At 70.6% G+C, this 13996-nt stretch carries 13 protein-coding genes; 6 read left to right on the plus strand and 7 right to left on the minus strand.

What is annotated here, in order from left to right; genetic code table 11:
• The first annotated feature begins 199 nt into the window (after positions 1-199).
• The 5 genes from LK06_RS22705 to LK06_RS22725 are packed head-to-tail and all read left to right on the plus strand — an operon-like array spanning position 200 to position 6059.
• Entirely contained in the window at positions 200-3196 is a 2997-nt protein-coding gene (locus LK06_RS22705) for a sensor histidine kinase (RefSeq protein ID WP_174673918.1), read from the plus strand.
• A complete protein-coding gene (locus LK06_RS22710; RefSeq protein ID WP_043434367.1) occupies positions 3193-3705 on the plus strand; it encodes a roadblock/LC7 domain-containing protein in 513 nt (170 codons plus the stop codon). Before LK06_RS22705 ends, LK06_RS22710 begins: the two co-directional genes overlap by 4 nt.
• Positions 3702-4166 carry a DUF742 domain-containing protein gene (locus LK06_RS22715; protein WP_039651461.1) on the plus strand — a complete coding sequence of 155 codons (465 nt, stop codon included), beginning with the start codon at positions 3702-3704 and terminating at the stop codon, positions 4164-4166. The genes LK06_RS22710 and LK06_RS22715 overlap by 4 nt, the downstream gene beginning before the upstream one ends.
• Positions 4147-4785, plus strand: coding sequence for a GTP-binding protein (locus LK06_RS22720; protein ID WP_039651463.1), 639 nt, complete (start codon positions 4147-4149; stop codon positions 4783-4785). Before LK06_RS22715 ends, LK06_RS22720 begins: the two co-directional genes overlap by 20 nt.
• Before the next feature lie 26 nt (positions 4786-4811).
• Positions 4812-6059 carry a styrene monooxygenase/indole monooxygenase family protein gene (locus tag LK06_RS22725; RefSeq protein ID WP_039651465.1) on the plus strand — a complete coding sequence of 416 codons (1248 nt, stop codon included), beginning with the start codon at positions 4812-4814 and terminating at the stop codon, positions 6057-6059.
• Here the strand turns inward: LK06_RS22725 and LK06_RS22730 are convergent.
• From LK06_RS22730 to LK06_RS22745, 4 genes are all read right to left on the minus strand, one after another.
• Positions 6038-7132, minus strand: a complete 1095-nt coding sequence (locus LK06_RS22730) for a C40 family peptidase (protein ID WP_043434369.1) — start codon at positions 7130-7132, stop codon at positions 6038-6040. The two genes, LK06_RS22725 and LK06_RS22730, sit on opposite strands and share 22 nt — an antisense overlap.
• A 112-nt stretch (positions 7133-7244) precedes the next feature.
• Positions 7245-7547, minus strand: coding sequence for a hypothetical protein (locus LK06_RS22735; RefSeq protein ID WP_039651469.1), 303 nt, complete (start codon positions 7545-7547; stop codon positions 7245-7247).
• A 10-nt stretch (positions 7548-7557) separates the two neighbouring features.
• On the minus strand, positions 7558-8211 hold the full coding sequence (locus tag LK06_RS22740) for a TetR/AcrR family transcriptional regulator (RefSeq protein ID WP_039651470.1): 654 nt from the start codon (positions 8209-8211) through the stop codon (positions 7558-7560).
• Between the two features lie 80 nt (positions 8212-8291).
• Positions 8292-9230: an AurF N-oxygenase family protein gene (locus tag LK06_RS22745; RefSeq protein WP_039651472.1), complete on the minus strand. Its 939-nt coding sequence runs from the start codon at positions 9228-9230 to the stop codon at positions 8292-8294.
• 124 nt (positions 9231-9354) lie between these two features.
• On the opposite strand from LK06_RS22745, the gene LK06_RS22750 reads away from it, so the two are divergent.
• The gene (locus tag LK06_RS22750; protein ID WP_043434372.1) at positions 9355-10464 is read left to right on the plus strand and encodes a ferritin-like domain-containing protein; all 1110 of its coding nucleotides are present in this window, start codon (positions 9355-9357) and stop codon (positions 10462-10464) included.
• Between the two features lie 101 nt (positions 10465-10565).
• Here LK06_RS22750 and LK06_RS22755 read toward each other — a convergent pair whose 3' ends face one another.
• Genes LK06_RS22755 through LK06_RS22765 form a run of 3 tightly spaced genes read right to left on the minus strand, consistent with a single transcriptional unit; the run spans position 10566 to position 13928 of the window.
• The gene (locus LK06_RS22755; RefSeq protein ID WP_174674000.1) at positions 10566-12023 is read right to left on the minus strand and encodes a penicillin-binding transpeptidase domain-containing protein; all 1458 of its coding nucleotides are present in this window, start codon (positions 12021-12023) and stop codon (positions 10566-10568) included.
• A 23-nt stretch (positions 12024-12046) separates the two neighbouring features.
• Positions 12047-13408, minus strand: coding sequence for an FtsW/RodA/SpoVE family cell cycle protein (locus LK06_RS22760; RefSeq protein WP_039651477.1), 1362 nt, complete (start codon positions 13406-13408; stop codon positions 12047-12049).
• A gap of 52 nt (positions 13409-13460) precedes the next feature.
• On the minus strand, positions 13461-13928 hold the full coding sequence (locus LK06_RS22765; protein ID WP_039651479.1) for an SH3 domain-containing protein: 468 nt from the start codon (positions 13926-13928) through the stop codon (positions 13461-13463).
• Positions 13929-13996 lie beyond the last annotated feature (68 nt).

A 13996-nucleotide genomic window follows, 5' to 3' on the forward strand; every position in this document is an offset into this window, starting at 1 on the left:
CAAGAGCGCCGCACGCGCCAACGGAACTTGCCCGCCAACTCCCCTCCGATGTTCACTCCTTCGGGTGGCGGGTCAGGTGATGCGCGACCACTGCCCACCGGCGCTGGGAGGGTCAGGGACCGTACGAACCGGGTGTTCGCACCACTTGGCACCAAAATGACGGGGCACCACCCGGTCCCTTGAGCAGACGAGTTCAGGAATGCGAGCACCGGTGCAGAAAAAGCGGCCTCGGCGCACAGGCAGGCGGACGGCCCCCGCGGGGGCCGCTGAGCAGACTCCCGTGGGCACCGGCCGCCCCACCCATGTGCGCACCCGGCTGATCACCGCCGTCGCCGTGGTGGCCGCCGCCGTCGCGGGGGCCGGCACACCCTCCCTGCTCACCGCCTCCCAGGACGTCAGCGACTCCCAGGACCTGGTGGCACTGGCCGCCCGCACCCAGGACGCCCTCGCCCTGGCCCACTCCCTCGCCGACGAACGCGACGAGGTCACCTCCTACATCGCGGCCGGTCGTCCCAAGACGAAGGCGCCGTCCGAGGACCGCAGCGCCCGCGTCGACCGGCAGGTCGGGGAACTGCGGGCGGACACCGGTACTCCGGCCCGGTTGCGCAGCGACCTCGACGGTGTCGCCGTCGTGCGCCGGGGCGCACTCACCGGTAAGACCACCGCCCTGCAGACCCATCAGGCCTACTCCGCGACCATCACCGAACTGCACCGGCTCGCCGAGCGCCTGGCCGAGCAGATGCCCCCCAGAGCCGGCTCCGGCGCCCAGGCGCTCGCCGAACTGGACTCCGCCGTGGAGCAGTCGGCCGCCGCCCGGGGCCTGCTGCTGGCGGCACTGAACGTCCCGTCGAACTCCCAGACGGTCATCAGCCCCATCACGGGCCTGCCCACCACGGTCACCACCAGCACCGAGGCCGACACAAAGCAGCGGGACGCCCTCACGGCCGCCGCCCAACAAGCCCGCGTGCGCGCCGACGCGGCCCTCGTTGGCTTCCACGAGAGCGCCCCCGAGGATGTTGCGGGCTCCTACGACTCCACAGTCACCGGCCCTGAGGTCAACTCCGCGGAGAAGTATCTGGCCACGCTCACCGACCAGCCGACGCTGGCCGACAGCGAGTTGACCACGAGCACCAAGAAACTGGACGCGGCTCTCTCCGCCCGTGTCGACCTGATGCGCGGTGCCGAGTCCGCGCTGTACGACCACCGCACCAAGGACCTCGCGAAGCTCCGGGACGACGACGTCACCGCGCTGGAGGTCCGCATCGCCGTCCTCGGTGCGCTGCTGCTGGTCGCGATAGGCATCGCCACCGCCATGGCCCGCACCCTGACCCGCCCCCTGTCGGTTCTGCGCCGCGGTTCGGCCCGCCTCGCCGAGTCCGAGGACCCGGCCAGCCAGGAACCCATCACCTTCACAGGCCGCAACGACGAGTTCGCGCAGGTGGTCCGGTCGGTCAACGCCCTGCACGCGCACGCCGCGACCCTGCACGAACGCGTGACCACCCTGGAGACCGACCGCAAGCACCTGGTCGGTCAGCGCCAGAAGATGGCCGACGCCCGCGAGGCACTCCGTGCCGACCTCGCCGAGTCCGCGGCCCAGCTTGAGCGCCTGCGCGCCGGTATCGGATCCACCTTCGTCAACCTCGCCCTGCGTACCCTCGGCCTGGTCGAGCGCCAGCTGGCGGTCATCGAGGGCCTGGAGGAACGGGAACAGGACCCCGACCGCCTCGCCACCCTCTTCAAGCTGGACCATTTCGCCACGGTCATGCGTCGGCACAGCGAGAACCTCCTGGTCCTCGCCGGTACCGAGCACGTCCAGCAGCACCACGGGCCGGTCCCGCTGGTCGACGTCGTCCGTGCGGCGGTCAGCGAGATCGAGCGTTACGAGCGCGTTCGGATCGCCGCGCTCCCCCCGCACACGCACCTTGCCGGCTTCGCCGCCGACGACCTCTCCCACCTGCTGGCCGAGCTGATGGAGAACGCCACCTCGTTCTCCCCGCCGGAGCTCCCCGTTGAGGTATCCGGGTGGCTCCTGGAGTCCGGCGAGGTCATGCTGTCGGTCCAGGACGAGGGCATCGGCGTGGCGGGGGACCGCCTGGACGGCCTCAACGCACGTCTCACCGACTTCGACCCCGAGTCCCCCTACGACCACGAGGCCGAGTCGGGCCTCGGTCTCGGCCTGTACGTGGTCGCCCGGCTGGCCCACCGTCACGGTGTCCGTGTGCAACTGCGCGAGCAGAAGCAGGGCGGTGTCGCGGCGGTCGTGGTCCTCCCGGCCACGCTGCTCGCCGAGGGGCCGGCGCCGACCGTCCCGCACCAGGCCGCGGGACCGGGTACCACGGGAACCTTCTCCCTCCCCGGCGCTGACGCCGAGGCCAACTCCAACGTCCTGCACACCCGGCCCCAACCGGACGACCTGTTGGTGGCCCTTGCAGAACGTGCGGTACGCAGCGCCTCCGCTGTTCCAGTGGAGGAGGCCGAGGCCGTCTCCGACGGGTCGGCCGGGCGCGCGGTGGAGGACGCGGACGGTGGGCCGGCAGGGGAAGTCCCCGCCGGACCGGCTGGGCACGGAGCGCGGGACGCGGGCGACGGCCCGACGGAGCACGCCGTGCACGCGCAGGCCGAGCCGGATGCCGAGGATGCCGAGACCCGCCCGAAGGCCCCGGCGGAGACCAGTGCCGAGACGACGATGGAGCTCCTGCTCCCGGCCCCGGCCAAGGAACCGGCGGACGTCCCGCAGCACAACCCGGGCCCACGGCAGGACCTGACCCCGCGCCAGGCCCCGGACCTCGCCCCGGCAGAGCCGGCGGGGACCCCGTCGCGTGGCACCGGGAGCCCAGAAGACACCGGTGGGGAGGACACCCACCAGGCGTCACCCCCGTCCGACGTCGAAGGCCGCACGCGTGGCACGGGAGAGGAGCCGGACACCGAGGGTGAGGCTGAGGCGGTCACCAGCAAGGGCCTGCCCAAGCGCACCCCCAAGATCACCGCAGCGGCCCCGCCGCCCCGCCGGCCCCGCGCCGGCGTGGACGCGGACGCCCTGCGCCGCAGGCTCGGAGGCTTCCGCCGGGGGGCGGAAGCCGGCTACCGCGACGTGGAGACGGAGATCGCGGAACAGACGGCCAACAACCAGCGGCCGACCAGCCACGCACACGCCGAAGAAACCACGGGGGGCACAGCCGAGGAGGCAAGCAGTTGACCGCGCCCAGTACCTCCAGTACCTACGGACTGAGCAGTGAAGCCCGAAACCTGCACTGGCTGCTGACCAATCTGGTGGAGGAGGTACCCGGCATCCAGTCCGTCGCCGTGGTCTCCTCCGACGGCCTGCTCCTGCTCTCGTCCGAGCCGGGCCACGCCGAGGAGGCCCGCCAGACCCGCGAGGCCAAGCGCAAAGGCCCCCGCGGCTCCTCCGCGGACCTCGCCACCATCGTCTCCGGCCTGGGCAGCCTCACCGTGGGCGCCGCGAAACTGCTGGACTTCGGTGGGGTCAAGCACACCATGGTCGCGATGGAGGAAGGCAGCCTGTTCGTCATGTCGATCAGCGACGGCTCGCTGCTCGGCGTGCACGGTTCCGCGGAATGTGACATGAGTGTGGTGGCGTACCACATGGCCTTGTTCGTCGGCCGCGCCGGCCATGTCCTCACCCCCGAACTCCGCTCCGAACTCAGACACTCCCTGGAGTCCCGGCCCGCCGGGAGCGCCCGATGAACGGCGCGGCCGGCAAGCGGCAGCTCCCGGTCCGTGGCGGCGACCGCAAACCCGCCCGAGTGCGCCCCTATTCGCTCACCGGTGGACGCACGCGCTTCGGCCACGTCCTCCTCGTGGAGACGTTCGTGGGCAGCACGGTCGTCCCGGCGGCGCTCGACGCTGCCGGGGAGCGCCGGGAGTTGACGGGGGCCACCGGCCGCGCCCTCGGCGGCGGGGAAGGGCCCGTCACCACCCGGGTCATGCCGGAGATGCGTGCCATCATCGAACTGTGCCGCCGTATCCGCACGGTGGCCGAGATCGCCGCGCTGCTGAAGATGCCGCTCGGCGTGGTCCGCGTGCTCCTGAGCGATCTTGCGGACCAGGGAAAGATCCGTGTGTACGGCACCGGAACCGGTCATGGCACCGGCCGCCCGGACCGCGCTCTGCTGGAAAGGGTGCTGAGTGGACTCCGCCGTCTCTGACGCCACCGGCGTCGCCCCCCTCGTCACCGAGCCCGACGAGGACCTCAAATCCTGGCAGACGGACCCTGCCAGGGCCCCCATCGCCACGAAGATAGTAGTGGCCGGGGGTTTCGGCGTCGGCAAAACCACGCTGGTCACCGCCGTCTCGGAGATCACGCCTCTGCAGACCGAGGCGCTGATGACCGAGGCCAGTGAGGGGACCGACGACCTGTCCGCCACCCCGGGCAAGCTCACCACCACGGTGGCCATGGACTTCGGCCGCATCACGCTCGACGACGACCTGGTCCTCTACCTGTTCGGCACGCCGGGACAGCAGCGGTTCTGGTTCATGTGGGACGACCTGGTGCGCGGTGCGATCGGTGCCGTCGTCATGGCCGACACCCGCCGCCTGAAGGACTGCTTCCCGGCACTGGACTACTTCGAGAGCTGTGGCTTGCCCTACGTCGTCGCGGTCAACCACTTCGACGACAGCGAACGGTTCGAGCCGGAGGACGTCCGGGAGGCACTGACGATACCCGCGCACATCCCTGTCATGATCATGGATGCGCGGCGACGGATCCCGGTGATCGAGACCCTTCTGGCCCTGGTGGGCCACGCGCTGGACGAAACCCCCGAGTAGTCCTGAGTGAGGAGCCAGTAACCCGCATGCGGAAGATACTCGTCGTCGGAGCCGGCCAGTCCGGACTCCAGCTCGCCCTCGGCCTGCAGTCGCACGGCTACGAGGTCACTCTGATGTCGAACCGGACCGCGGAGGAGATCCGCTCCGGCCGGGTCATGTCGACGCAGTGCATGTTCGACACGGCGCTGCAGCACGAACGCGATCTCCAACTGAACTTCTGGGAGTCCCAGGCCCCGAAGATCACGGGGCTCGGTGTCTCGGTCGCGGCCCCCGGCTCGCACGACCCGGGGCCCACCCAGCGGGCGATCGACTGGGTGGGCAGGCTGGACGGATACGCCCAGTCGGTGGACCAGCGGGTGAAGATGGCCGGTTGGATGGAGACCTTCGCCCAGCGCGGCGGCCAATTGGTCATCCACGGTGCGGCCGTCGGCGACCTCGACTACTTCTCCCGCGCCTACGACCTCGTCCTGGTCGCCGCGGGCAAGGGCGAACTGGTGTCGATGTTCGCCCGGGACCCGGAGCGTTCTCCGTACACCGAGCCGCAGCGCGCCCTCGCGGTGGCCTACGTCCACGGGCTCGGCCCGCGCCCGGAGCACCCCGAGTTCGACGCGGTCCGCTGCAACGTGGTGCCCGGTGTGGGCGAGTTGTTCGTCATGCCGACGCTCACCACGTCAGGCCGGGCCGACATCCTGTTCTGGGAGGGCATACCCGGCGGCCCGCTCGACGTCTTCAAGGGCGTCAAGGACCCGGCGGAGCACCTCTCCCTGACCCTGGAACTCATGGAGACGTTCACGCCCTGGGAGTACGCGCGGACGAAGAACGTCGAACTGACGGATGCCGGGGGCACATTGGCGGGCCGTTACGCGCCGACCGTCCGCACTCCCGTCGGCCGGTTGCCCGGCGGTGGCCTGGTGCTCGGAGTGGCCGACGTGGTCGTGGCCAACGACCCGATCACCGGGCAGGGTTCCAACTCCGCGTCCAAGTGTGCGGCCGCGTACCTCGCGTCGATCCTGGAGCGGGCGGACGAACCGTTCGACGAGGAGTGGATGCGCGCCACGTTCGACCGCTACTGGGCCACGGCTCAGCACGTCACCAAGTGGACGAACGCGATGCTGGCCCCGCCGCCCGAGCACGTCCTCAACCTTCTCGGCGCGGCCGGTCAACTGCCTGCGGTCGCAGACCGGTTCGCCAACGCATTCAACGACCCTGCCGACTTCGAGAACTTCTTCTTCGACCCAGACAAGACGGCCGCCTACCTGGCGTCGCTGGGCTGAACAGCGCGGGGTGCGTCCGGGCGGACGGCGCCGAGTACCGGATAGGACGCCAAGGGAGAGACCTTGACCTCCTCGCCGGGGCGTGGCGCCTGGACGACCTTCCCGTCCCCCACGTACATCGCCACGTGGGTCGCCTCGGGGAAGTACACCACCAGGTCACCCGGCTGCAATTCGTTCAGCGGGATCCTGTCGAGCTGTTCCCACTGCTCCTGGCTGGTCCGGGGGATCGGAGAGCCGGCGTGGCCCCAGGCCTGGGAGGTCAGCCCCGAGCAGTCGTAGGAGTCGGGTCCCTCCGCGCCCCACTCGTAGGGCTTGCCGACCTGGTCCATGGCGTAGCGGACCGCGCGGTCGCCGGCGGCGGAGGCGGGGTGGTCGCCGGCAAGGGCCCCCGACGTGGTGAGCCGCCGCTGGGCCGTGGTGACCCCCTGCTGCTCCAAGCGGGCGACCGCGGCGATCTGCTCGGGTGTGAGGGAGGCCAGCAAGCGCTCCACGTCCGTCAGCCTGGCTCGTACGTCGTCGCGTTGCTTCTGCTGCCGGCCAGCGAGGGTGAGCTGGGCGTCGAGGGCCTTGCGGGCAGCTCGGGCCAGGGCGTCCGCCCGCTTCTCGGTGGCGGCCAGCCGGGCCACCGTGCGGGCACGTTGGCGTGCCAGCTCGCCGATGACGTGCCCCTCGTCCAGGGCGTGCTGCGGGTCCCGGGCGAAAAGGAGGCGGACATAGGGGCCGAGGCCGGTGCTGTTCTGGTACTGCTGCCGGGCCAGCCGCCCGGCAGCGGTGCGGCTGCCCTGCAGGGCGAGGCGGGCACGGGACAGTTCTCCGTCGAGGCGGGTCACCTTCGCGCGCTGCCGCTTGAGTTCCTCGGCGGTGGCGTCGTAGGTCTCGGTGGCCTGCTCGGCCTGCCGGTACAACTGCTGAAGGTCCGTCAGCAACTGGGAGACCGGCCGCTGAGGGTCCGGTGCGGCCACGGCCGCCGTGGGCGTGAGCCCCGTCGACACCGCCACCGCGGGTACGGCCGCCACCACGACCTGGGCCGCCACCGCGGCCGTACCGGCCAGGCGTAGAAGTACTCCTGACACGACATCACCTCCGGTGCGGGGAGGACGGGCCCTCCGTCTCCCTCCGCACCGCGAGCATCAGACGTGTCCGCGCGGTCCGCGCGCCGAGCGTGCGCGGTTCGGCGCAACCCTGTCACCCGCGCGCGTCATCCGGGTTGCCGGACGGCGTGGCGTCTGGCTTCGACCAGGGCCACCTGAGCTTTCCGCCGGATGTGTCATCGGGGTCGTACCGGTACTTCCAGCCCTGGACCAGTCCCAGTCTCCGGCTGTGCCCGCGGGGCACCCGGCGGTAGACGAGCACGGTCGGCGGCCCGCCCCGGGGGTCGGGGACGGGGATGCGGTAGGTCTTCGGCGGGTGCCCGGTCGGGCCGAGCAGGACGGGTAGCACACGCCCGTCCATCGGGCCGCCTTCGAAGGGGGTGTCCTGGCTTTTCACCGCTCCAGTCTCATCCTTCCCCGGCGAGCGTGCCGAGGAGGGCGGCGGTCTGCGCGTCACGGCCCGCGGTGACCGTGAGGACGGCCACGAACTGCTCGACCAGCCAGTCGCGCAGTTCCCCGGCCGGGGGCTGTTTGTCCTCGTCCAGCCAGATCAGCGAGGCCGCCTCCACGGCCGTGATCCACATGCGGACGGTCATGCGCAGACGGGGACCCGGGTCGACGACGCCGAGATGGCCGAAGATGTGCTCCGCGGCGGCCCGGCGCACGCCGTCCACGATGGCGGTCGTCCTGGACGTCTCCACCACGCTGCCGCCCTGGAGCAGCGCGCTGAAACCGGTGCCGTGCTCGTCGACGAAGGTCAGATAGCGGTCCAGGGCGCGGGACAGCCGCAACAGCGGCGGACCTTGGCGGGGCTCGTCGAAGCACTGCCGGAGCTCCTCGGCGGCCGACCGGAGGGCGGCCTCGTACAGTTGCTGCTTGCCACCGGGGAAGTAGCGGTACACCAGTGGACGCGAGACCCCGGCCGTCTCCGCTACGTCATCGAGTGAGACGTCCTCCGGCGCGCGGTGCGCGAAGAGGGACAACGCGGTGTCGAGGAGCTGACTGCGTCGCTCCTCGACACTGAGGCGACGGTAGGCAGGGGTGGCGGCCGACGGGGTCATGGCCCGCAGCGTAATCGGTCACGGCCGCCCCGGTCGCGGGGCGAGCGCCTCCATCCGTGCTGTCCTCGCCTCGGTTGTGCCTACGCCAGCAGCCCGGACGACCTCCACAGGCGCCGTCCGGCTCCCCGGAGCACCCCGATGTCGTCCAGAAAGTCGGTCAGCCGCTTCGCGCCCGTCTGCATGACTTCCCTGCGGTGCGCACTGGCCTTCACCTGGGCCATGGCCTCCCGCTTGTCCAGTCCGACGTTCGTGTACACGTCGGGGTTCACGAAGGCCACCGAGAAGACGCGGGCGAACTCGCCGGAGGTGACCCGGGTGAACTCCTGGGACCACTTCGGGGCGGTCACCATCTGGCGCCGCAGTTCCTCGCGGGCGTACCGGACGTGCCGGGCCTCCTCGACCACGTGGATGCGCGTGACGCCCCGGACGAGTGGCTGGACCCGCTCGTCGGGGAAGGTCAGCCGCTGCATCCAGTCCAGGACCTCCTCGCCGAGCAGTGTGGCGGTGAAGGAGCCGGGCGTGGTGGAGATCGTCTTGAAGAGGCGGCCGAGGTGCCGGTGAGCCCTGCTGACCGGGTACCAGGGCGTGCCCCCGTGGGTGATCAGCCGCGCGAACATCTTCGAGTGCCGGCACTCGTCCTCGATCTCGGTGAGGGCGTACCGCACGTGCGCGCTCGTCGCCGCCTTGTCGTAGATGTGCCGGACGAGTAGCTGCATCAGGATGATTTCGAACCAGATGCCGAGCGAGGCCAGCGCCGCCGCCTCGTGCTGGGAGAGCAGGATCCGCTGTTCCTCGCTCATCCGCTGCCACATCGGGGTGTCGTACAGCGACACCAGCTCAGGGGGCCAGAACCACTTCCCCTCCTCGAAGGGCGCGTCCCAGTCCAGCTCCCTGTCCGGGTCGAAGGAGTGCTTGGCGGAGGAGACGAGCAGCCGTTCGGCCACCTGCTCCCGGTCCTTGAGCAGGCCGAGCGCGTCGCGCAGTCCGTCCAGCGCGTCCGCTTCCGTCAGGGTCGTCATGGCTCCCTCACCTCGTTACCCGGGGGTACATCATCCTGCCTCTTATGAGACTGCTTGTCAGCAAGGTCGTCAATCCCTTGCGCGGGACTTGTTGACTTCGCGTCTACGTGTGAGCCTGCGAGGTATGTCGACCCATGACCTCTACGCCAACGATCCGAAGGACTCCCCCTGGCGCGTGCCCGCGACCGGTGCCGCCCGCTTCAGCTGGGAGTACGCCGACGGCCGCGACCGCCTGCTCGCCCTGTACCAGAAGGGCAAGGACAAGCAGTGGGACGGGCAGAAGCGCATCGATTGGGAGCTGGAGGTCGACCCGTACGACGCGCTCGGCACACCCGAGGAAGCGATGTCCTTGTACGGCACCTCGTACTGGGACAAACTCACCGATAAGGACAAGGGGGAGCTGCGCCGCCACTACGCCTCCTGGCAGTTCAGTCAGTTCTTGCACGGCGAGCAGGGCGCGATGATCTGTGCGGCGCGGATCGTGGAGTCGGTGCCGGACCTGGACGCCAAGTTCTACTCCGCGACCCAGACCATGGACGAGGCCCGGCACGCCGAGGTCTACGGCCGGTTCCTGCACGAGAAGATCGGTCTCGTCTACCCGATCAACGACAATCTTCAGGCGCTGCTCGGCGACACCCTGCGCGACAGTCGGTGGGACATGCCCTACCTGGGCATGCAAGTGCTGATCGAGGGCCTGGCGCTGGCAGCCTTCGGCATGATTCGGGACACCACGAACAAGCCGCTGCCCAAGCAGATACTGACCTATGTGATGCAGGACGAGGCCCGGCACGTGGCCTTCGGTCGGATGGCGCTGCGCGACTACTACAAGCAGCTCACCGATGCCGAACTGCGTGAGCGCGAGGAGTTCGTCATCGAGGGCTGCTACCTGATGCGCGACCGTTTGCGCGGGGTGGAGGTGCTGGAGAACTTCGGCATCCCCAAGGCCGAGGCGGAGGCGCTGAGCGAGCGCTCGGAGTTCCTCCAACTGTTCCGGCGGCTGCTGTTCAGCAGGATCGTGCCCTGCGTCAAGGACATCGGCCTGTGGGGCAAGCGGTTGCAGCAGGCCTACGCCGACCTGGGTGTCTTCGAGCTGGGCGACGCCAACCTGGACCTGCTGATGGCCCAGGACGAGGAGCTGGCCGAGCAGCTGGACGCCGAACGGTTCGCGGAGGAGGAGCGGGCACGGGTGGCGGAGGTGCGGGAGGCGATCGACACCGGTGCGACGGAGGACTGACCGGTGCCGGGTGCGGTGCCGGTCCGCTCGCCCAGGTGCAGTAGCGTTCTGGCGTGTCCATGCCCTCGTCGTCGCCCCGAGGTGGGCGATGCGGCCGGGGCTCACCGGCCGAGCACGGCCCGCATCACCTCCCTCGCGATGGGCGCCGCGTCGCCCCCGCCGCTGATCTCGCCCCGGTTCGCTGAGGCGTCCTCCACCACCACCGCGACCGCCACTTGCGGGTTCATGGCGCTGTCGGCCTGCGCCCAGGAGATGAACCAGGCGTACGGCACGCCGGAGTTGCCGACACCGTGCTGGGCCGTGCCGGTCTTGCCGCCGACCGTGGCGCCCGGAATGGCCGCCCGGGTGCCGGTGCCCTCCCGGACCACATCGGTCATCAGCTCCCTCAGCCGTACCGCCGTGGACGGCAGCATGACCTGCCGGACCGGATGCGTCCCGCTCCCGGCGACCGTCTCCCCTCCCCGGCGAGTGGTCCGCTCCACCAGGTACGGCGACCTGAGCAGGCCACCCTCCGCGACGGCCGCCGCGACCATCGCCATCTGCAACGGAGTGGCCCGCGTGTTGTACTGCCCGATCGAGGACAGCGCCAGCTGCGCCTTGTCCACCCGAGGGTCGAACGTGCTGGGCGAGACGGCGAAGGGAAGGCGCACACCGGAGTCGTTGAACCCGAACGCCCGCGCCATGGCCGTCATGTCCCGCACCCCCACGTCCACACCCAGCTTGGCGAACACCGTGTTGCAGGACCACTCGAAGGCCACCCGCAGTGAGGCGTCCGCACAGCCGTCGCCCTCGTTGGTCAGCCGGGTGGTTGTGCCCGGCAGCCGATAGGGGTCGGGGGAGCGCGTCGGTGCGTCCAGGTCGGTGACCAGCCCCGCGTTCAACGCCGCTGCCGCAGTGACCACTTTGAACGCCGACCCCGGTGGATACGTCTCGTGGACCGCACGGTTGAGCATGGGCTTCTCCGGGTCGTGGTTGAGCCGCGCCCATGCCGAGCCCACCGCCTCCCCGTTCCCGGACAGCACCGAGGGGTCGTACGACGGACTCGACACCAGAGCCAGCACCCGACCGGTGGCCGGCTCGATCGCGGCCACCGCGCCCTTGCGCCCGGCCAGCCCCCGGAACGCGGCCTCCTGCGCCGCCCGGTTCAGGGTCGTCACCACGTCCCCGCCGGGGCTCTGACTGCGTGTCACGTCGTTCCACAGCGGGAACGGCGCCAGCAGCGGATCGGTCCCGGAGAGTACCCCGTCCTCGGCGTGCTCCAGGAGAGTGGAGCCGTACAGCTGGGAGGCGAAGCCGGTCACCGGAGCGTACAACGGGCCGTCCCGGTAGCTGCGTTCGTAGCGCAGCTGCTCTCTGGTGTCCACGGATCCGGTAACCGGCTCGCCGCCCACCAGGATGTCGCCGCGCGGCTGGGCGTAACGGGCGATCGAAGCGCGGCGGTTGGCCGGGTTGGCGTCGTACGCACGGGACTGCACCACCTGCACGCGTGCGGCGTTGACCAGCAGAGCCACCAGCAGCAGCGCGCAGAACGCACAGGCGTGCCGGATGTAGCGGGCCATCGGCCGCCCACCGCCGTACTCGGTCACGGAGCCTCCTGCCCTTCGTGCTGGCGCCCGGCCGCGTCGCTCACCCGAATCAGCAGGGCCACGATCGCCCAGTTGGTGACGACAGAGGAGCCGCCCTGGGCGAGGAACGGCATCGCCATGCCGGTCAGCGGGATCAGTCCGGTGACCCCGCCCGCGATGACGAACACCTGGAGCGCGACGATCGAGGCGAGCCCGACCGCGAGGAGCCGGCCGAAGGGTTCACGCAGCGCGAGTCCGGCCCGGTAGCCGCGTTCCACCAGCAAGGCGTACAGCAGGAAGATCGCCGTGAGTCCGGCCAGGCCCAGCTCCTCGCCGGCCGTGGCCAGGATGAAGTCCGACTTGGTGGCGAAGCCGATGAGAAGGGAGTGTCCGAGCCCGAGGCCGGTGCCGAGAACACCGCCGGCCGCGAAGGCGAACAGGGACTGGGAGAGCTGGTTGGGGCCCTGCCCGGCCTCGATCGTCGCGAACGGGTGCAGCCAGTCCTCGATCCGCCCGTGCACATGCGGCTCCAGATGGCCGACGGCGACTGCGCCGAGCACAGCCAGCAGCAGTCCGACCGCGATCCAGCCGGTGCGGCCGGTGGCGACGTACAACAGCACCACGAACAGGCAGAAGAACAGCAGCGAGGTGCCGAGGTCGCGTTCCAGGACCAGGACGCCGACGCTCAGCAGCCAGATGGTCATGATCGGGCCGAGTACGCGCCCGGTCGGGAACTGCATCCGCCACAGCCGGCGGCCCGTGTACGCGAGTGCGTTGCGGTTGTCCGCCAGATAGGCGGCGAAGAAGACCGCGAGCAGCACCTTCGCGAACTCGCCCGGCTGGATGGAGAACCCGGCGATGCGAATCCAGATCCGGGCGCCGTTGACCGCCGGGAAGAGGATCGGAAGCAGCAGCAGGACCAGGGCGGCAACCACACAGACGTATGAGTAGCGCTGGAGCACCCGGTGGTCTCGCAGCAGCAGGGCGACCACGATGAACAGGCCCACCCCGAGCGTGGACCACACCAGCTGGGTCGGGGCCGCACGGTCACCCGGAGTTTCCAGGTCCAGCCGGTGGATCAGGACCAGCCCGAGCCCGTTGAGCAGCACGCCGATGGGCAGGGGGAGGGGGTCGGCGTACGGGGCCCGGATCCGCACCGCCAGGTGGGCGAAGAGGGCGAGCGCACCGATCCCGGCGCCGTAGCCGAGGGCGTCGGGCGGCACGGTGCCGGTCCGCGCCAGCCCCGCAGCGCAGTAGCCGTACACGGACAGCAGGACGGCCAGCACGATCAGGGCGAGTTCGATGCCACGGCGCCGAGGGCGGCGTGCAGCGGGTGCGGGAGCCCGGGCCGCCGTCACGGTGGTTCCGGCCTTGGTCATGCCCGGAACCTACCTAAAGAGGACGTCTTGTGTGCGTTGTTCCTCGCTCGCGTCAGCACCAGCGTGGCGCGGGCCCGATGGTGTCGATGTAGCGCGCCGCTCCCCAGGCCCAGGTGCCGTCCGTGAGCAGGTACCAGAGCGGATTGCCGCGGACGTTCTGACCGGAGACCTTGCAGAAGATCGAGACGACCTCGCCCCGTTCCACGAACCGGATCCGTCGGCTGCCCCGGTCCGGACGGTCGCGCAGCCACACACCGCCCCTGGCGGTGACGACTCCCCGGTAGCGGCGGGAGCCGCTGTGGTCGCCCCGGTCGCCCCGGTCGCCCCGGTCGCCCCGGTCGCCCCGGTCTCCCGGGTCCCCTTGATCGCTCCGCACGCCACCGTCGTGCCGACTGATCCCGGCGCCCGCGTCGCCCCCGCCGTCGTCCGCGACTGCGGGCGCGAGGGCGGCACTGGTGAGCAGAGCCCCGGTCGCCGCCGCTATGGCGAGACCGCGCATGAGGGAGGAGTGCAGGGGCATGGGGGCCTCCGGAGGTACGGCGCATCTGACTCATGGCCACAGTAGGAGTGACCTCAGTCGGGTGCCCG

Origin of the sequence: Streptomyces pluripotens, assembly GCF_000802245.2 — a bacterium.
GTDB lineage: Bacteria > Actinomycetota > Actinomycetes > Streptomycetales > Streptomycetaceae > Streptomyces > Streptomyces pluripotens.